The organism is Maricaulis sp. (genome assembly GCF_030149425.1).
In the GTDB taxonomy this organism is placed as follows: Bacteria; Pseudomonadota; Alphaproteobacteria; order Caulobacterales; family Maricaulaceae; genus Maricaulis.
This window is the reverse complement of the sequence record NZ_JASBRQ010000064.1, coordinates 58469-76937: the sequence shown is the minus strand read 5'-3', so window position 1 is coordinate 76937 and position 18469 is coordinate 58469. Positions and strand designations below refer to the sequence as shown.

The 18469-nt window shown below is 61.3% G+C and carries 21 protein-coding genes; 7 read left to right on the top strand and 14 right to left on the bottom strand.

Annotated elements, in window-relative coordinates:
- The first annotated feature begins 626 nt into the window (after positions 1 to 626).
- Positions 627 to 1469: a glutathione-dependent disulfide-bond oxidoreductase gene (gene yghU, locus Q1V57_RS11410; protein WP_300530798.1), complete on the top strand. Its 843-nt coding sequence runs from the start codon at positions 627 to 629 to the stop codon at positions 1467 to 1469.
- 11 nt (positions 1470 to 1480) lie between these two features.
- On the opposite strand, the gene Q1V57_RS11405 is transcribed toward yghU, so the two are convergent.
- Both Q1V57_RS11405 and Q1V57_RS11400 read right to left on the bottom strand, forming a co-directional pair.
- Positions 1481 to 1960, bottom strand: a complete 480-nt coding sequence (locus tag Q1V57_RS11405; RefSeq protein ID WP_300530795.1) for a methyl-accepting chemotaxis protein — start codon at positions 1958 to 1960, stop codon at positions 1481 to 1483.
- On the bottom strand, positions 1879 to 3456 hold the full coding sequence (locus Q1V57_RS11400) for a methyl-accepting chemotaxis protein (protein ID WP_300530792.1): 1578 nt from the start codon (positions 3454 to 3456) through the stop codon (positions 1879 to 1881). The genes Q1V57_RS11405 and Q1V57_RS11400 overlap by 82 nt, the downstream gene beginning before the upstream one ends.
- A 363-nt stretch (positions 3457 to 3819) precedes the next feature.
- On the opposite strand from Q1V57_RS11400, the gene Q1V57_RS11395 reads away from it, so the two are divergent.
- The gene (locus Q1V57_RS11395; RefSeq protein WP_300530789.1) at positions 3820 to 5136 is read left to right on the top strand and encodes an alginate export family protein; all 1317 of its coding nucleotides are present in this window, start codon (positions 3820 to 3822) and stop codon (positions 5134 to 5136) included.
- 253 nt (positions 5137 to 5389) lie between these two features.
- The gene (locus Q1V57_RS11390) at positions 5390 to 6166 is read left to right on the top strand and encodes a DUF6624 domain-containing protein (RefSeq protein WP_300530786.1); all 777 of its coding nucleotides are present in this window, start codon (positions 5390 to 5392) and stop codon (positions 6164 to 6166) included.
- Between the two features lie 43 nt (positions 6167 to 6209).
- Here Q1V57_RS11390 and Q1V57_RS11385 read toward each other — a convergent pair whose 3' ends face one another.
- From Q1V57_RS11385 to Q1V57_RS11375, 3 genes are all read right to left on the bottom strand, one after another.
- The gene (locus tag Q1V57_RS11385; protein WP_300530783.1) at positions 6210 to 8048 is read right to left on the bottom strand and encodes a hypothetical protein; all 1839 of its coding nucleotides are present in this window, start codon (positions 8046 to 8048) and stop codon (positions 6210 to 6212) included.
- Between the two features lie 12 nt (positions 8049 to 8060).
- Positions 8061 to 8807 carry a DUF305 domain-containing protein gene (locus Q1V57_RS11380; protein ID WP_300530780.1) on the bottom strand — a complete coding sequence of 249 codons (747 nt, stop codon included), beginning with the start codon at positions 8805 to 8807 and terminating at the stop codon, positions 8061 to 8063.
- Positions 8808 to 8915: 108 nt separating this feature from the next.
- Entirely contained in the window at positions 8916 to 9227 is a 312-nt protein-coding gene (locus Q1V57_RS11375) for a DUF1244 domain-containing protein (protein WP_300530777.1), read from the bottom strand.
- 150 nt (positions 9228 to 9377) lie between these two features.
- Here Q1V57_RS11375 and Q1V57_RS11370 point away from each other — a divergent pair, with 150 nt between their 5' ends.
- On the top strand, positions 9378 to 10238 hold the full coding sequence (locus Q1V57_RS11370) for an endonuclease/exonuclease/phosphatase family protein (protein ID WP_300530775.1): 861 nt from the start codon (positions 9378 to 9380) through the stop codon (positions 10236 to 10238).
- Here the strand turns inward: Q1V57_RS11370 and bfr are convergent.
- From bfr to Q1V57_RS11340, 6 genes are all read right to left on the bottom strand, one after another.
- Entirely contained in the window at positions 10235 to 10717 is a 483-nt protein-coding gene (gene bfr / locus Q1V57_RS11365) for a bacterioferritin (protein WP_300530772.1), read from the bottom strand. The two genes, Q1V57_RS11370 and bfr, sit on opposite strands and share 4 nt — an antisense overlap.
- A 94-nt stretch (positions 10718 to 10811) precedes the next feature.
- On the bottom strand, positions 10812 to 11009 hold the full coding sequence (locus Q1V57_RS11360) for a (2Fe-2S)-binding protein (RefSeq protein WP_300530769.1): 198 nt from the start codon (positions 11007 to 11009) through the stop codon (positions 10812 to 10814).
- 91 nt (positions 11010 to 11100) lie between these two features.
- Positions 11101 to 11892 (bottom strand): TIGR00266 family protein, encoded by a 792-nt coding sequence (locus Q1V57_RS11355; RefSeq protein ID WP_300530766.1) that lies wholly within the window; start codon positions 11890 to 11892, stop codon positions 11101 to 11103.
- A 71-nt stretch (positions 11893 to 11963) separates the two neighbouring features.
- A complete protein-coding gene (locus tag Q1V57_RS11350) occupies positions 11964 to 12380 on the bottom strand; it encodes a response regulator (RefSeq protein ID WP_300530763.1) in 417 nt (138 codons plus the stop codon).
- 74 nt (positions 12381 to 12454) lie between these two features.
- Complete coding sequence (gene folD / locus Q1V57_RS11345) at positions 12455 to 13351, bottom strand: bifunctional methylenetetrahydrofolate dehydrogenase/methenyltetrahydrofolate cyclohydrolase FolD (protein ID WP_300530760.1); 897 nt, start codon at positions 13349 to 13351, stop codon at positions 12455 to 12457.
- A gap of 43 nt (positions 13352 to 13394) precedes the next feature.
- Positions 13395 to 13694 carry a YggT family protein gene (locus Q1V57_RS11340; RefSeq protein ID WP_300530757.1) on the bottom strand — a complete coding sequence of 100 codons (300 nt, stop codon included), beginning with the start codon at positions 13692 to 13694 and terminating at the stop codon, positions 13395 to 13397.
- A gap of 217 nt (positions 13695 to 13911) precedes the next feature.
- Between Q1V57_RS11340 and Q1V57_RS11335 the strand changes: the two genes are divergently transcribed.
- Positions 13912 to 14511, top strand: a complete 600-nt coding sequence (locus Q1V57_RS11335; protein WP_300530754.1) for a helix-turn-helix domain-containing protein — start codon at positions 13912 to 13914, stop codon at positions 14509 to 14511.
- A gap of 56 nt (positions 14512 to 14567) precedes the next feature.
- Positions 14568 to 15014: a hypothetical protein gene (locus Q1V57_RS11330; RefSeq protein WP_300530751.1), complete on the top strand. Its 447-nt coding sequence runs from the start codon at positions 14568 to 14570 to the stop codon at positions 15012 to 15014.
- A 9-nt stretch (positions 15015 to 15023) separates the two neighbouring features.
- Here the strand turns inward: Q1V57_RS11330 and Q1V57_RS11325 are convergent, their stop codons facing one another.
- The gene (locus Q1V57_RS11325; protein WP_300530748.1) at positions 15024 to 15299 is read right to left on the bottom strand and encodes a 4a-hydroxytetrahydrobiopterin dehydratase; all 276 of its coding nucleotides are present in this window, start codon (positions 15297 to 15299) and stop codon (positions 15024 to 15026) included.
- A 12-nt stretch (positions 15300 to 15311) separates the two neighbouring features.
- On the bottom strand, positions 15312 to 16301 hold the full coding sequence (gene bioB / locus Q1V57_RS11320; protein ID WP_300530746.1) for a biotin synthase BioB: 990 nt from the start codon (positions 16299 to 16301) through the stop codon (positions 15312 to 15314).
- 20 nt (positions 16302 to 16321) lie between these two features.
- On the opposite strand from bioB, the gene Q1V57_RS11315 reads away from it, so the two are divergent.
- Positions 16322 to 16708 (top strand): VanZ family protein, encoded by a 387-nt coding sequence (locus Q1V57_RS11315; protein WP_300530743.1) that lies wholly within the window; start codon positions 16322 to 16324, stop codon positions 16706 to 16708.
- 79 nt (positions 16709 to 16787) lie between these two features.
- Here the strand turns inward: Q1V57_RS11315 and Q1V57_RS11310 are convergent, their stop codons facing one another.
- Entirely contained in the window at positions 16788 to 18326 is a 1539-nt protein-coding gene (locus Q1V57_RS11310; protein ID WP_300530740.1) for an alanine/glycine:cation symporter family protein, read from the bottom strand.
- Between the last annotated feature and the right edge of the window lie 143 nt (positions 18327 to 18469).

The window sequence follows — 18469 nt, the reverse complement described above, 5'->3', positions numbered from 1 at the left end:
CCCCCGCTGCGCGGGACCTCTCCCCGGAGGGGGAGAGGGAGGGGTTATCCTCACCCTCGCACTTGCCCCCATAATCCCCCTCAGCTCCCGGGATGAGAGGCCGTGGCCACGTCATCAGGGCCCGGGCGCCAGCGGAGCCTGTCCGCGGTGGGTGCGGTGACGCGTATCCATCTCCGGCAGGGCGTCGGGAAGGTCCGGGCGGCACTAAAACCGACCGTCTTTACCTTCCCGGTTGGACACGGGGCGGAGACGCTCCGGGAAAGCTCCGCGTGCGGGATGTCAGATCATGCCACGCACTTAAACACATTGAGATTCCGGCACGGCCGGCATCCCGCACATCCTCTCCTCTCGAACGGTCGCAAGCCGTGCGGGCGAGAACCCTTGTCTTGATGGATGTGAAAGGGAGACTTTCGATGAAACACCATCGCCGTATCAACCCCACGGCGCGTGAGCCGACCGGGGTCTAATTCCAAACGCTATCCCCCGGTGGCCGCACAGCGGTCATCCGGGGGATGGCGGGCGGAAGGGCGCTTCACACGCCATCGTGAACGGGCCGCGCGTTCACCGACCCGTTGAACTTCGCGGTTCACTGCTTAGGTTCATTTGCAACGCTAACGGGGATTGTCATGACCGATACGACGTATACGCCACCGAAAGTCTGGACCTGGGACAATGAGAGCGGCGGCAAGTTTGCCAGCATCAACCGGCCGATTGCCGGTTCGACCCATGAAAAGGAACTGCCGGTCGGCGAGCACCCGTTCCAGCTATACTCGCTGGCAACGCCAAACGGGGTGAAAGTAACCATTCTGTTCGAGGAATTGCTCGAACAGGGCATCACGGATGCTGAGTACGATGCCTGGCTGATCAATATCAGCGAGGGTGACCAGTTCTCCAGCGGGTTTGTCGACATCAACCCGAATTCGAAAATTCCGGCCCTGCTCGATCGCAGCGGCGATGAGCCGGTACATGTTTTTGAAAGCGGCTCCATCCTGGTCCACCTGGCAGAGAAGTTTGGCGCTTTCCTGCCGGCCTCCGGCGCGGAACGCACCGAGGTCTTCAACTGGCTGATGTGGCAGATGGGGTCCGCGCCCTTCCTCGGTGGCGGGTTCGGGCATTTCTATGCCTATGCGCCTGAAAAATTCGAATACCCGATCAATCGCTACGCCATGGAGGTCAAACGCCAGATGGACGTGCTCGACCGGGCCCTGGCGGAGCGCGAATTCATTGCCGGCGAGACTTACACCATCGCCGACATGGCGATTTTCCCCTGGTATGGCGGCCTGGCCCGCGGCCTGCTCTATGAAGCGGCCGAATTCCTTTCCGTTGATGAGTACAAAAACGTCCAGCGCTGGGCGAAACAGCTGGCGGCGCGCCCGGCGGTCAAGCGCGGCGTACGCGTCAACAAGGCCTGGGGCGATGAGGCGACGCAGCTGCTCGAGCGCCATAGCGCCGCCGACTTCGGGGGCTAGGCAGCGGCGGCTTACGCCGCCGCCGATTCATCATCGGCCAGGACAGCGCTGAGGAATTGCTCAACAGCTTTCGACAGCTCGTCCGACTGGGCCGCCAGCTGAGATGCAGATGCGAGAACCTGCTCGGCGGAAGCGCTTGAGCTCGTCGCCTCCGCCATTACATCGCCGATCGCGCTTGCCACTTTGGAGGTTGCGCCGGAGGCTTCATGGACGTTCTGGGCGATATCGCGGGTCGAAGCGCTTTGCTCTTCGACGCCAGCCGCGATCGCGGTGGCGGCTTCCGTCAGCTCCTCGATATTCTTCGCGACTTCGCTGATCGATGTCGCGGACTCCGAAGAGGCGGTCTGGATCTCTGAGATTTGTGTCGCTATCTCGGTCGTTGCCTTCGCGGTTTCGTCTGCGAGCGACTTCACTTCGTCAGCCACCACCGCGAAACCTTTGCCCGCTTCGCCAGCGCGCGCGGCTTCGATCGTCGCGTTGAGAGCGAGCAATTGGTCTGCTCGGCGATCTGCTGGATCAGCGTGACGATATCGCCGATGCGTTGCGCCACTTCGGACATCTCGCTCACCTTCGCGACCGTGTCGGATGCTTGCCCGCGCGCTTGATCGGCCATCGAGTTCGACCGCACCACTTGCTGGCTGATCTCCGAGATCGACGCTGCGAGTTCTTCGGCAGCAGCCGCGACCGTCTGCACATTCGCCGATGCTTCGTCTGACGAGCTCGACACAGTCGATGCCTTGCGTGACGTCTCGGCCGACGACTGGGTCAGGCCGCGTGCAGCTTGCTCCATTTGTTTCGAAGCTGCGGCGACGCTGGTCACGATCGAGCCGACAGCGGATTCGAAATCGACCGCCATCTCCGTCATCATCTGCTTGCGCTCCTCAGCCTGACGCTGGGCGCGCTCCTCGTCGCGGCGGCGATCTTCTTCGGCCTTGCGGATCGTATTCTGCTTGATGTCCTCGACGGCGCCGGCAATCTCGCCGATCTCGTCTTTGCGGCCGACACCATAAATTTCAACGCCGGTTTCATCGCGGCCAAGCGCTTCCAGCGTTTGCTTGAGCGAGACAAGCGGACGGACGCAAGAGCGGTTCATGGCCCAGGCCAGCGCAAGCCCGGCGATCAAGATCACCACACACAAAATGCCGAACACGGTGAGGAAGGTCCGGTAGTTGGAGTCGAGCCGCGTGCGATCGATAGCGATCACGACTACACCCACCGGATTACCGGAAAAGTCCCGAAGCGGATGGATCAGCATGGCGTGCTGTACGCCACCGAGCGAAATGCGCGGAATGATCGTATCTTCGCGGAATCCCGCAGCCCGGTCGTCGGCGGACAGCTCGAAGCCGTCCGGCAGGCTCGAACCGATGAGCGTCGCCTCGCCATTCTGGAATCTCTGAATTTCGATCATCGTGCCGGTCCGCTCGGTATGAGCGTCGACGAAAGCGTCATTCATCGAGATGCCGAACTCGACCGAACCGATATGCCGGCCGCCGGAGAAGACCGGCTGGATACCGCGAATACCCAGACCGGCGACGCCGACCTCGACCCCGCTGACGGAATTTTCGGTGCGATTGGTCTGAACGACGGTATGGCGGAAGCCGGACAGGTCATCGCCGAAACGGGCCGGACGGTGCACGCGCAGGAAGGATGTCGCGGGCTCAAGGTGGAACTGGTACTGCGCAATGCCTTCTTGCTCGCGCAAGGTATCAAAGCCCGGCACAGTCATCGCGGCCAGCGCGTCGCGATCGCGCGTCTCAAACGCTTCAATAACCGGGGGCATGGTCGCAACCAGCTGGGCCATGCTCGTCGCCCGCTGTGCCTGCGCATCGATGGACCCTTGCACACTGATTGATTCAGCGACCAGCAGGGATCGAAGGTTTTCCGACTGGACGGTCGAGGCGAACCACATCGACACGGCAAAGCAGGCTGCCGCGGCGGCGGCCATACCGAAGGTGACTCCGGCAAACAGCCGGGTTTCCAAGCGCATCTGGGCCTCCATAAGCACGAATATCTGCCGCCCATAAAGCCATTGGCGAAGTTCGAGTTTGGTTAACGGGGCCGTTTAGACTTGAGGCCAGGGCCCCTCCATTAAAATACATATATCGTTGATTTTAAACCGATAATAGTATCGATCAGCGAAATTCTGCAAACCACACTCAAAATAAGACAAATACATATTTTATAAATGAGCACAGCCCTGAAGCGATCCCCTGCGACACCCCAATCAATACTCTCCCAAACCCGTCTCGCATAAAATATACACATCCTGCACTTATATATACTCGCGTGTTTAATGTGCATTCACCATTAATACCTACTGACAAGCCTCCTATTGGATATGGTGGTGTCAATGTCTTTCAATACCCGATGGCTCCTCACCGGAGCACTCTCGCTGGCCTTCTCTTTTCCGGCGAATGCCGGCGCGATGGTCGCGGAAGACGGCGCCGAATCGGTTCGAATTTCCGGTTCTGCCCGCGCACGCTACGAGCATCTCAGCGATGCCTACCGCGCCAATCGCGACGGATCCGATCAGCAGCTGTCGACGGTTATCCGCGCACTGGCCGAGTTTGATGCCGGGCCGGTGACGGTCGGTATTGAAGCCTTCGACGCGCGTGGTTTCCTTACCGACGAGGGCGGCGTCCTCTCGGCTTCGGCCATCAACACGGCCGAAATCCTGCAGGCCTATGCCGACTTCACGGCGGGCGAGAACACGCGTGTCCGTGTCGGCCGGTTCACGAGCCGGCTCGGCTCGCAGCGGCTCTCGGTCGCCAACTCCTTCCGCAACTGGCCTAATGTTTTCGATGGCGTACGTGTTCAGCACCAAGCCGGTGAAAACACCACTGTAAGAGCCTTCTATACGATCCCGGTCACCGCGCAGCCGCGCGACCGCGCGGCGCTTCTTGACAATACCGCGCAGGCCGATGAGGCCGCCTGGGGAACGCATTTCTGGGGCGTGCACATGACGCGCTCGGGGCTGGGCAATAACGTTACGGGCGAGTTTTACGTCCTCGGCCTCCATGAAGACCCCGGATCGGACGTCGTCACCCCGGGCATTCGCCTCACGCGCCCCAAGGGCGTCGGCCAGGTGGATATGGACCTAGAAGGCATCTACCAGTTCGGCGAATACACGTCGGGCGGCAACACGTTCGATGTGAGCGCCGGAACGATCCACGCCGCTGTCGGCTACACTTTCGATGCCCCCTGGCAACCGCGCCTGTCGGGCCAGTTTGCCTGGGCGAGCGGCGACGACGATCCGCTCGACAACGAGTGGAACCGGTTCGATACCCTCTATGGCGGACGCCGTTTTGACTTCGGTCAAACCGGGATTTTCGGCCCGCTTTCGCGGCAGAATCTAGTGACAGCCGGCGTTCGGCTGGAGGTCAGAAACGGACCTGTGAATTTCGGCATACTCGCTGAGGAAGCCCGGCTCGCCTCCGATACGGACCGTTGGGGCCCGGCTCGGCTTCGCGACTCGTCCGGCACCTCCGGCGACCGTATCGGCTTCGTAATCGACACACGCTTTCAGTGGTGGATTCGGCCGCGGGAGCTCCCGCTTGAAGCGGGAGCCGCAACCCTGCGCCGTGGCGATTTCGCCGAGAACGCACCGAACGCGCCGACCGGCAGCGATCCTGTTTACAGCTATGTGATGCTGACGCGGAAATTCTAACCGACGATCTAAGACGTCCGCCGCGCCTCGAATGATGCCATTGTTCGGGCGCGGCGGTGGTCTGGAACCTCTCTTTCCACTCCGCGTAGGCCTTCGCGCTCGCGCGTTTCTCCTCGGCGACCTGACAAAAGCGCTACCCCGGCCTTAAGAATTGCTCATTTGCAACTCGTGCGGCGCTTTGGAATAGCTACGCCCCGGTAAAGGCTTATCCGGTCCCAGATGTCCGGATGGCCAGGAGTGGAAGGGGTATTCCATGGGACTGAATACTATCGTTCTGGCTGCCGGTGCAGCCCTCATCGCGGCTGTTCCGGCGAGCGCATTCGCACAGGTCCAGGTCATGCAGGGCCAGGAACGGCCGGCGGAAATGATTGAGCGGATCAATGCCGGATATGACGCCGAGGCGGCCGCTATCGCCGCCTTTGACTGTGCCGATAATGATCGCGCCTGCCTGTCAGAGGAATTGATTGAACGCTATCGGGTGGACCAATGGTCACGCGGCCTCTTGCACGACCCGCAAGCGATATGCGGCGATTATTTCCAGACCCATATGATGCCCTGCCTGCAGACGCTGATGGGCACGATCACCTTCAAAGGTGATATTGAAAACCAGGCTCGCCTGAAGGAAATCGTTGCCCTGCACGGCTGGCCGAGCCCGCCGGAATTCTCGGGCGAGGCCCAGAATGCAGCCTGGTATATCGCTCAGCATGGCCAGTATTTCGACGAAGAACAGGGCATGACCCAGTGGGATGCCGACTTCGCCGGCTCCATCCTGCCGCTGATCCGCGAAGCCGTGGAACGCGAAGAGCTGACGCCCTGGCATTATGCGGCCATGTATGATCGCCGTGAGCGCGCTGAGGGCCGCCCGCAGCGCTATGCGACACAGATCATGTGCAGCGAAGGCCGCGCTGATTTCGGTGAGGTCGTGGACGAGACCCGGATCGATGAATTCCGCGCCGAGATCGGCATGGATGCGCTCAATCTGGAAGGCTATCACGCCCATTGCGCGGACGGCGCCCACCTGTCTCGCTAGGTGAAATGGCGGGCCGCCAAAGCGGCCCGCAAATCACTCGCGCTTAGCCCGCTTCAGCCAGCACGCCGGCCAGCGCCACAAGACGGGCACGGTCGGCGCCGGAAGCAGCTTCACCGGCAGCGCTCAGCGCAGCTGCAGCGGACGCCGCATCAGCGGCATTACCGCCCTCCCAGGCCGCGATCGCCGCATCGACGGTGTCGAGTAGGGCTCCGTCGGTATCGCCACGGCGCAGCTGGTCGAGATAGGCCCGTGCCACAACCGGCTCATTGGGCCATTGGAAGCTCTCCTGCAACTGCGGATTGGCTTCCTCGAAGCGGATTAGATTGGCCGCAGCCAGCTCGTTTTCGGTCAGGTGCTCGGACGGCGTCAGCTGTAGCACATCCAGACCCCGGACGATTTCCGGACCGTAGATCTGGCCGTTATGCCAGTAGGCCGACCAGTAACCACCGAGATAAAGCTCATCCGGGGACAGCGGGCCGCGATCAAACCAAGCGATCTCCACCGGATTGGCGCTGTCGGTGAAGTCGATCACCGAGATACCGCCGGAATACCAAGCCTGAACCATTATATCGCGGCCCGGAACCGGCACCAGATTGCCGTTGTGCGCGACGCAATTCTCGACCGCGGTCTGATTGCCCGGGATCTTGTAATAGGACTGTCGCTCCAGGCCATCCTCGGTGATGTTGGCGATGACATTGGCGCCCCAGTTTTCCGGGTCTTCCGGACGGCACCGCGCACCGAGACCGCCGCCCCACTCGTCGGTGAAGACGATCTTGTCACCAGCATTGTTGAAAATGGCCGCGTGCCAGTATGCGAAATTCGGGTCGGACATTTCCGAGATACGGGACGGATTGGCCGGATCGGAAATGTCGAGCAGGATGCCATTCCCCGAGCAGGCACCGGCAGCGATGCCGAGCTCCGGATAGACATTGATGTCGTGACAATGATTGGTCACGGCGCTTTCCTGGCCACCCTCTTCCAGGGCACCGCCCATCCACAAGCCGTTGATCTCACCGGTTTCACGATCCGCGAAAATGCGCGGGCGATTGACGATTTCCGCCGTTTCCGGAGCACTCAGATCGACACGGATCACGTCGATGGAATAGAGCGCCGTTTCCGGGTTCTCGTCCGGCTGACCGGAGGAACAAATGTCCAGCTCCTCGCCGGCCCGAACGCCCGACGTGGCCGAGTTATAGATGTAAAGTACGCCCTCATCGCTCGGATCGGGAACCAGCGTATGGGTATGCGAGCCGCGGCAGGTCTGCACCGCAGCCACCTGGCGCGGATTGCTCAGATCGGAAATGTCGAAGATCTGCACACCGCGGAAACGTTCGTCGCTGACATCGCCCTCGACACCGCCGGTGCCGCAATCGAGACGGCCGCGATTATCCTCGACGGAACGGAAAACCAGATTGCCGTGCACGCTGACATCGCCCTGGCCGCCCGGACAGACGACCGAGAGGATGAGCTCCGGGGCCGCATCGGCGGAGGTCTCGAACACGTTGAAACCGTGCCAATTGCCCATCACCACGCGATTGCCGGTGAAAGCGAGATCGGTGTTGGCGAAGGAGATCGGGCTCGGCGGACGCTCGACTTCCTCACCGGCCGCCATGGCCTGCCACAGGGCGCGCTCGACAGCCGGGGCCCACAGCGCGTTCGGCTGCGCGAAAGCTTCCGGCGTGCGGACATGGTGGACGAGCTGCATGTTGGACGATGCTTCTTCCGCATCCCAAAGACCCGGCGCCAGGCCTTCGCGGGTCTGAGGCACGGCCTCGGCCGCGGTGGTGGTCTCTTCAGCCCCCTCTTCGCTCGCCGGCGAGCAAGCCGCCATCAGGCCTGCCAGGACCAGAATGGATGTCGATGTCTTGAAGCGTTTAATCATGAAGGGCCTCCCCTAGCCGAGCTCTGCGAGCATGGCTCGCATACGCATAATTTCAGTGGTTTGATCGGTGATGACGTCAGAGACGAACCCGGACATTTCCGGATCCTCCGCCGCGCCGGGTTCAGCGAGCAGGGCGTTGACCATATCGATCGCGCCCTGGTGATGATGGATCATGCCGGTGAGATAGAGCCGGTCGAAGCCTTCGCCACTGGCTGCAGCCAGCTCGGCCATCTGCCGCGGCGACAGCATGCCGGGCATGAGCGGCACATCGGACAGCGCCTCATGGTCGCTGCCATGCCCCATGGCCGCATGATCCATTGCGGAATGATCCATGTCGGAATGGTCCATCTCGCCATGGTCCATATGCGCATGATCGGACATATCCATTGCGGTCGACTCGCCCCGGCGGGTCAGCCAGGTGCGCATCATGTCCATTTCCGAAGCCTGGGTCAGAGCGATCCGCTCGGCCATGCCGATCACGCTGGGATTCTCGGTGCGGCCGGCCACCAGATCGCCCATCTCCACGGCCTGGTTATGGTGCACGATCATGTGCTGCATGAAACGCACATCCGCGGCGACATAACGGCTCTGGCCGAGCTCCAGGGATTCCTCACGGCTGATCTGTCGGCTCGGCTGACCGGGAGCGCCGGGCTGGAAAATCGGCGCAGCGCCCGGACCGGATTGCGCCCCGACCGGCGCAGCAAACACACAAAAAGCGATCGCGGCAGCCGCCAGGACCGCCCACCCGCAACGCATCATGACTATTCCCTCGCTGGACATCGCCCACGCATCAATCAGGGCCTGACTATACAGCGCAGGCCAGTGCGAACAATGGCGCGGGTTAGACGCAGTTTTTGCGGGGTGTTTCTAGGCCGAGGTCTTGCGCGCCTTGAAGGCGGCCATCTGGGCGTCGCTGGCCGGTGTCTGGTGCTCGGATTTCCACTGCGCATAGGGCATGCCGTAGACGCGGGCGCGGGCCTCTTCGTCGGAAACCGGCAGCCCTTCCGCGTCAGCCGCCGCCTTGTACCACTTGCCCAGACAGTTGCGGCAGAAGTCGGCGAGGATCATGAGGTCGATATTCTGCACATCCTTGCGCGCATCGAGATGAGCGAGCAGGCGGCGGAAGGCGGCCGCGTCGAGCCGGTCCTGGGTGTCTTGATCGAGATCGGAATGGTTCACGTCTATGTCTCCCCGTCGGTGCAATCAGAGCGCGACATCTGGCGCCACATGCTCGCGGTGGTTTCAAATTTGCCTTTAGTTTAAATCGCTTATTGCAATTTCAAGTGTCCATAGTAGGGGAAGGTCCAGGGCAAGATCAGGACTTTCATCATGCGTATTCTCCTCGCGGCGCTCTGCCTTTTCTGGGGCAGCACGGCCTGGGCTCAAAGCTTGAGCTTGGCAACTTTCAATGTCGAGAGCGATGTCGACACCCAGCCGGAACTCGTCGCCACCGATCTGACACGGATTTCCCCCCTGCACCTTTGGGCGCTGCAGGAAGTAGAGGACCAGGCCACCCTTGACCTCTTCGTGTCAGCCCTGAACGAGGCCACCGGCTTCAGCTATACCGGACAACTCGGCACGCGCGGCAGCGAGTGGGGTGACCACCTGGCCTTTATCTACCTGGCCGAGGCCTTCCAGGATGTCTCCATTGTCGAGCTGGAAGAGGTCGGCGGCTCGCGCTGGCCTCTGTTGATGACGGCGACGAATTGGAGCGGACAGGAACTGGCCTTCGTCAATGTCCACTTCAACCGCGGCAATGAAACCGTCCGCCAGGGCCAGTCGCGCCGGCTGCGCGAATGGATCGAGGAGAACCAGGACCTCGCCATCATCGCGCTGGGTGACTTCAATTTTGATTTCGACTTCCGCGGCGCCCGCCAGGGCGGCAACCGGGCCTTCTCGATCTTTGCCCGCGGTGGTGTGGCCTCCTGGCCGCAGCCGATCTGTATGGCCAATGACAATTGCCCGGCGACCGGAACCCAGTGCAATCCGCGCTATCAGAACATGCTCGATTTCGTCTTCCTTGCCGGCACCGCCAAGCAATGGAATGCAATCTCGCAGCTGGCTTTCCTGGAAGAGAATTACTGCCGGCGCGAGGCCGATGGTTATGCCGACCACCGGCCTGTTCTGGCGCAGATCGCCCTGCCGGCTCCGTCTGCCACCGATACCGGACCGGCGGCCGCGCAGCGCTAGCCGTGCTCGCCCGGTTTCATCTGGGACTGCATATACCGCTCTTCGCCGATCTTCTCGATCAGACCAAGCTGGGTTTCGAGGAAATCGATATGATCTTCCTCGCTGGCGAGGATATCGGTGAAGAGCTTACGGGTGACGTAATCCTTGACCTCTTCGCAATAGGCCGCCGCCTCAATGTAGTAGGGGTGCGCCCGGTGCTCGACCTTGAGGTCAGCTTCTAGGCACTCCTTCAGCGTTTCGCCGATATAGATCTTGGCCAGGTCCTGCACATTGGGCAGGCCTTCGAGAAACAGGATCCGCTCGATCAGCGCATCGGCATGCTTCATCTCGTCGATCGATTCCTCGTACTCGATGTCAGCAATCTTGCCGAGGCCCCAATCCTTGAACATCCGCGCGTGCAGGAAATACTGGTTCACGGCGGCCAGCTCGAGCTTGAGTGCGCCGTTGAGATACTCGATGACTTTGGGATCGCCCTTCATGGTCGCATGCCTTTCACAACTGCTGCGAGCGTTAAATTAGGGCGTTCTGAAATCGCGCCAACCATTATGTTTGCAAGTGGAAATCGCTTGCAGACTAGGCTGCGGAGCCGCTTTCGCCAGCGCGCTGGATTTCAACCGAAGACACCATTTCAGCGACATCGGGAAGGCAGCGACCGCATTGCGGGCGCGCATCGACCTGTTTGAAGACGCACGCAGCCGAACGCACATTGGGTGCGGCGGCGGCGGACTTCAGATCCTTCTCACGAAGGGCGTTGCAGATGCAGATATACATGCGGTGCAGACAGGTCTTAGATGCGAACTAATCTCAGTCTCATCTTTATGCGCGTTCTGCGAATGACTGTCAACTGCACGGTTGTCGCAGATCAGCTGCCGCGCATGATGTCGCCGATCGGGCCCAGTACCGAGCCCTCGCCCTGGCCGGATCCGCCGACAGGGACATTGGCCAGGATACGCCCGGCAAGGCGCGAGAACGGCATGGACTGCAGCCAGACTTTTCCGGGCCCCTTGAGATGGGCAAAGAACACACCCTCGCCGCCGAAGATCATCGATTTGATGTTACCAGCCCGCTCAATCTCGAAATCAACACCGGCGGTATAGGCTACGACACAACCGGTATCGACGTGGATTTCCTCTCCGGCAGCCAGCTCGCGCTCAACCAGCGTGCCGCCGGCATGGACAAAGCACCAGCCATCGCCCTCGAGCCGCTGCATGATGAAGCCTTCACCGCCGAACAGGCCGGTCATGATCCGCTTTTGCAGCGCAATCCCGACCGCGACGCCCTTGGCGGCGCACAGGAAACTATCCTTCTGACAGATCAGCTCACCACCAACATCGGGCAGATGGACCGGGATGATCGTGCCCGGGAATGGCGCGGCAAAGGCGGTGTGCGCCTTGCCTTGCCCCTGATGCGTATAAATCGTCATGAACAGGCTTTCGCCTGTCAGAATGCGTTTGCCCGCGCCGGCCAGGGCACCGAGGAAACCCTTATGTTTCTCCGAGCCGTCACCCATGATGGTGTCCATCTCGACGATGGGCGTCTTGTACATCATGGAGCCCGCTTCAGCGATCACACTCTCGCCGGGATCGAGCTCAATCTCGACGAACTGGATATCCTCACCGACGATCTTGTAATCGATTTCATGAGCGCTGCGCATGACGGCTCTCCGTAGCAAATAGGGAATGGGGATGGTGCGACGCCAGGCGCGCCCTGGGAAGCGAAAACCGCTTAAATGGTCTGGATATCGGCAGATTCCGCCGCATCACGGATAAGGCTGGCGAGGTGCACCGGCGCCTCGCCCTTCTTGCAACGGAAGCTCTCATTCTTGTCCAGGCGCGCCACATCATCGGGCAGATGAACATCATCAACGCTCATCGAGCCCGAGAGGACAAGAAGCGGCGTCTCACCGGCACAGTCCTGGGCCGTTTCCAAAGTGTCGATCGGGTGCACGCTGTCAGGCAGGCGCAGATCGAGCAGGACAAGATCATAGGCCTCACGTAACAGTTTGCGCTGAGCGTCTTTCAGCGTCCGCGCGACTTCAAAGGCAATATCGAAATCCCCGGCTTCGCAAACCGCATGCTGAACCAGCATCGCGTCGGCAAAGTCGTCTTCGACATGCAGCACTTTGAGCGCCTGTCCCGGCATGAACTCCTCCCTCGCTCATATGATATTAGCGTTGCGTTATCGAACCGTTTACGCTGGGAGGAAAGTTCGAATATTTATAAACCTGTGGGAATCTTCAGCCCATTGCGCAAGGCTGCGGCGAGTACCGTGTTGCGCAACAGCATGGCGATGGTCATCGGACCGATCCCGCCCGGGACCGGCGTGATCCAGCCGGCATGGCCGACGATTTCGTCAAACGCCGCATCGCCAACCAGACGCGTCTTGCCCTCACCGCGCTCCGGCGCATCGATACGGTTGATACCGACATCGAGCACGCAGGCGCCCGGCTTGACCCAGTCGCCGCGGACCATTTCCGGCCGCCCGACCGCCGGTACGAGGATATCAGCGCTGCGCGCCAGCCCCGGCAGATCGGCGGTACGCGAATGAGCGATCGTAACCGTGGCATTCTGCTCCAGGAATAACAGGGCGGCGGGTTTGCCAACCAGGATGGAGCGGCCGATCACGACAACGGATTTGCCAGACAGATCACCGAGCGTGCGCTTGGCCAGGTCGACACAGCCGGTCGGCGTGCACGGCCGCAGACCCGGCTTGCCCAAGACCAGCCGTCCGGCACTGGCTTCGGTGAGCCCGTCCACATCCTTGTCCGGGTCGATGGTTTCAATCACCGCATTGGCATCGATGTGATCGGGCAGCGGCAATTGCACCAGAATACCGTCAACATCGGGATTGGCGTTGAGCGTGCGGACGATATCAATCACTTCGTCCTGGCTCACCCCGGCCGGTTTACGGATCTCGATCGAGGTCAGTCCCGCCGCCTCGGTGCGGCGCACCTTGTTGCGGACATAGACCTGGCTGGCCGGGTCCTCGCCGATCAGGACAACCGCTAGGCAGGGCGCCCGGCCCAAGGCCTTGGCCAGTTGGGCCCCGGCCTCTCCGGCCCGGGCATCAATTTCCGCGGCGACGGCCTTGCCGTCGATAATCTCAGCACTCATTCGCTTTGCCCCCAAGCTTGTGCCGTAAAGCCGGACCCGGCCTCTAGAAGGCGCGGGCCAGCGCCGGAATGATCACGACCTGCAGGAAGTAGATACCGAACAGAAGGATCAGAGCCGAGAAATCAATCCCGCCAATCGGCGGCACAAAACGGCGGATGGGCCGCACCAGCGGGTCGGTGATCGCATTGGTGATGCGGTAGATCGTCGAGACGAACTGGTTGTGGGTATTGATCACATTGAAATTGATCAGCCAGCTCATCACCACACCAATGATGATGATCCAGACCAGGAAATTGAGAATATAGGCGCTGAAGAAGTAAAGCAGGCTGTCGACAAAAGACATGCGGAGATCCTTGCTGGGCAATGGTCAACCGGTTCTAGCCCGCCCCAAGGGCCAGCGTCCAGCATCCCGCTGCGCCCCGGCAGCAATAAAGGCGCCTCCTGGCTACCGGGAAGCGGGATCAATAAAATATGCGCGCGGGGCGTGCATCGCTTGCTAGGAACACCTCACAACCCCCTGTATCCTTTCGATTAAATGAGGGGAAATGGGGAACGAGAGTATGAATTGGGGTGCTGAATTACGGGCCTTTCGCCGTCGCACGGGATTGAAGCAGGAAACCTTGGCCGATCTGCTGCATGTCAGCCAGGCCTATATCTCGCGCATCGAGGGCGGAAGCGCAGAGCCCAAGGCGAACCTTGAAAACCGCATCCAGGCCCTGCTTTCCGACCCGTCCTATCTCGATGTCATCGAGTTCGCGCTCAAAAGCGTACGGGTTTCGCCGCTGATGACCTGTATTATTCGCCCCGATGATGGCGAGGTCCGCTATGTCGCCATCAGCGCGGGTATGCGAAACCATCCCCGCTTTTCCAGCATCGGCGAAGGCCAAGTCGTCGATACACAGATCAGCGCCCAGGGGCAGCAATTACTCGCCATCATCAAGGAGAGCGGCATCTTCTCCGGGCATGTCGAGGCCGTCGATGCGATCTGGCATTCCGAGTATGAGGGCGTGAAAGATTACTGGCACGGCGTCTACACACCGATGCGCGGTCGTGAGGCGGACTGGTATCTGCACGTTGCGATCGACCGCATCTGCGCCGACCGTTTCAGCCAGCTGGAAAATGGCCGCGAGGGCTGGGTCCGGATCACCTCGATCCACTGATCACGCGCCAGAGCCGCGCCAACGCTTCCTTTACGGGTCTGTGATAGCCAGAACGCATGACCCTGTTGCGTTCCCTGTTCTGCGCCTTGGCGCTGGCCCTGACGGCCGGTGCGCTGCCCGCTGCCGCCCTGGCCCCGCCGCCTTCCGACAGTGGCAGCGATGATGCCCGGCATCGCAGCATCACCTCCTCGGACAGCTATATGCCGCTGCCGCCGCTGACCGCGACGGTGCAGGCCAATCGCCGCGCCCGCGGCATCCTGCAGATCGAGGCCGGGCTTGAGGTCGAGGATTACCAGCTGCGCCGCCGCGTCGAACGCTACATGCCGCGCCTGCGCAATGCCTATGTGACGGCGATGAGCGTCTATACCGGGAATTATTTCCAGTACGGCGAGGTGCCGGATGCAGACCGCATCGCGGCCCTGCTGCAGGAAGCCACCGACATGACGCTGGGCCAGCAGGGCGCTGATGTCCTGCTGGGGATGATCATCATCCATTCCGACTAGGGATCAGCCCTAGACCAGAGCATCCATGAATTTGGCCAGGTCGAGATCGAGCTGGGTCACGCCACCGGCATCATGGGTCGCAAGCGTCACATCAACCGTGTTGTAGACATTGAACCATTCAGGGTGATGATCCATCTGCTCGGCCTTCAACGCCACCCGGTTCATGAAGCCCCAGGCCTGGTTGAAATCGGCGAACTTATAGACCTTGCGAATGGCATCGCGGCCGTCGACGGCGTCCCAGCCGGCGAGCTGCGCCACAACAGCCTGTGCACCAAGCTTATCCATCAGCCTTGCTCCCTATTCCGCCGGCAGCTGCATCGGCTCGATGCCGAGCGTTTTGAACAGGTCGAAATCCTCGTGCTTTTCCGGGTTTGGCGTGGTCAGCAATTCCTCGCCGACGAAGATCGAATTGGCGCCGGCCAGGAAGCACAGGGACTGCAGCTCCTTGCTCATACCCTCGCGGCCAGCCGACAGGCGGACCATGGATTTCGGCATCAGGATACGTGCCGTCGCGATGGTGCGCACGAAATCAATGCCGTCGAGCGGCTTGCTGTGCCCCAGCGGCGTGCCGGGAACGGCGACGAGATGGTTGATCGGCACGCTTTCCGGATGCGGATCCATCGCCGCCAGCTCGGTCAGGAGGCCGATCCGGGCCGCCTCATCCTCACCCATGCCGACAATACCGCCGGTGCAGACATGGATGCCGGCACCGCGCACACGGTCGAGCGTGTCGATACGGTCCTGATAGGTGCGGGTCGAGATCACCCGGCCATAGTCTTCCGGCGCCGTATCGAGATTGTGATTATAGTAATCCAGCCCCGCCTCACGCAGCTTTTCAGCCTGACCATCGGCCAGCATGCCCAGGGTGACACAGGTCTCCATACCCATCGCCTTGACGCCGGTAATCATGTCGCAGATCGCGTCTTCATCGCGCGCTTTCAGATCGCGCCAGGCTGCGCCCATGCAAAACCGTGTCGCCCCGCCATCCTTGGCTTTTTGCGCCGCCTCAAGCACATCATCGAGCGGCATCAGCTTGGAGGCCTTCAGGCCGGTGTCGAAATGGGCCGACTGGTTGCAATAGCCGCAATCCTCGGCACAGCCGCCGGTCTTGATCGACAGCAGCTGGCTGGTCTGGACTTCATTGGCCTTGTGGCACCGTCTGTGCACGCTTTGGGCTGCAAAGATCAGATCGTTGAACGGCGCGCGATAGATCTCGCCCGCCGTTTCGCGCGTCCAGTCACTGCGCGGTTTCGTCAAAATGTCGAGATCGTCAAGGAAATGCGTCATTTGGAGCCCGGTCCTGTTTGATGTCGACGGAACCTAAAAACACTCAAGCCCGCCGTCCAGATGCGGGACTGCGATGGGCCGGCCGTGTCCTGTTTCTGACCACCAGTGCCCTGGTGCTCGACCTGGCGTTTCAGCCCGGTCATGCCACGCAGCCGGACCTGTTCGGCTTTGACAAGCTGGAGCATATCGCGGCCTTTTTCACCCTGACCGTGCTGATGCGGATCGGCTGGCCCGGCCGGGCCCATATCCTCCAGACCGCGCTCCTGATGGCGTTCGGCCTGTTCATCGAGCTGGTCCAGGCCACGGATCTGGTCGGCCGCACCGCGAGCTGGGCCGATGTCGTCGCCGATATGATCGGCATTCTTATCGGCATGTTTTGCTCCCTGTTTATCGGCCGACGCCTGTAGCGACGCCTATCGCCTTTACGGCAAAGAAAAAGCCCCGCCGGAACCGGCGGGGCTTTTCCTTGATCAATCAGGCCGGGACCTAGTCGTCCTTGGCCGTGGCTTCGCCATCGACATTGGCATGGCCGGACTGGAGTTCTTCCTCCGTCGACTCCTGCGTGCCCCAGACGTCGCCCGCCCAGTTCGGCGGCAGTTCGCCCGTCTTGTCGAAGCGCTTGGTGTAGGCCACCACAGCCCCGGACAGCAGCAGCAGCGCCACCACGTTCGGCAGCAGCATGGACGCGTTGGCGATATCGCCGAAGCGCCAGAGGCCGGTGACATTGGTGATCAGCGTGCCGACGAAGGCCACACCCACCCAGACGAAGCGGAACGGCTTGGCCGCCCAGTCGCCGGTGATGTAGGTCAGGCACTGCTCGGCATAGTAGGACCAGCCGATGATCGTGGTGAAGGCAAACAAGGCCTGCGCCGCCAGGATCACCCAGGCACCATACATCATGCCCTCGGCAAAGGCCGCCGTGGTGATGGCCGACGCTTCGAGCGTGGTCGACTGCCAGGCATACTCCACCGTGGTGCCGTCACCGGACGGGTAAGCGCCCTGCACAACCAGGATCACCAGAGCGGTCATCGTACAGATGATCATGGTGTCGATGAACACGCCGAGCATGGCGATCTCGCCCTGCTTGACCGGGTTCTTGGTCTGAGCGGCGGCGTGCGCGATCGGGGCGGAACCCTGACCGGCCTCGTTGGAGAAGAGGCCGCGCGCCACACCGGCGCGGATCGCGGCAAGGACGCCGTAGCCGGCCAGACCGCCACCGGCCTGCTCCCAGCCGAAAGCACCACCGATGATCAGCATGAAGGCGTTCGGGATGAACTCGATATGGGTGACGATCACGAACAGGGCGGCAAGGATATAGGCGCCGGCCATGAACGGGATGATCTTGCCGGCCACGCTACCGATCGACTTGATGCCACCGATGATGACGATGAAGACCAGCGCACCGATGATCAGACCGACACTCCAATTGGGCACCACAACGCCCATGGAACGGCCCGCCTCGACAGCGGACTGGGTAATGGAGTTGGCCTGGATCATGCCGCCCGTGCCGACAGCGGAGAAAATCGTACCGATACAGAAGAGAACGGCGAGCCAGCCCCAATGCTTACCCAGGCCGTTCTTGATGTAGTACATCGGACCACCGTGGAAGTGGCCGTCCGGGTGTTTCTCACGATAGCGCACCGCCAGGCTGGACTCGGCATAGGCCGCAGCCATGCCGAACAGGGCAGTGATCCACATCCAGAAAATCGCGCCCGGGCCGCCCAGCGTGATCGCGGTGGCCACACCGGCGAGGTTACCCGTACCGACCTGGCCGGACAGCGCGGTCGAGAGCGCCTGCCACGGCGTGATCTCACCTTCGCCACCGCCTTTACGGCCGGACCACAGCTCGCCGAAAGCCGGGAACAGGCGACGCAGCGGCCGGAAGCCGAGACGCAGCATGAAAATGAGACCCGTGCCCAAAAGGGCGATGGTGATAATGCCTACGGGCAGGATGCGCTGATCGCCCCAGGTACCCCCCCAGAGGAAATCGCTGACCGTAGTCGCAGCGTCAAAGAAGCCGTCCATTCCACTCCCCAATCCAAAAAAGCGAGCGCACCTTAGAAAGGACAGCGCCCGGCTGAAAGGCTTTTATACGTATTCGTGACAGTTTTCACCGCTTCCAACCTGAACGCGTGCTTACAATTTTCTGTCCCCGGTCTATCCGCTTA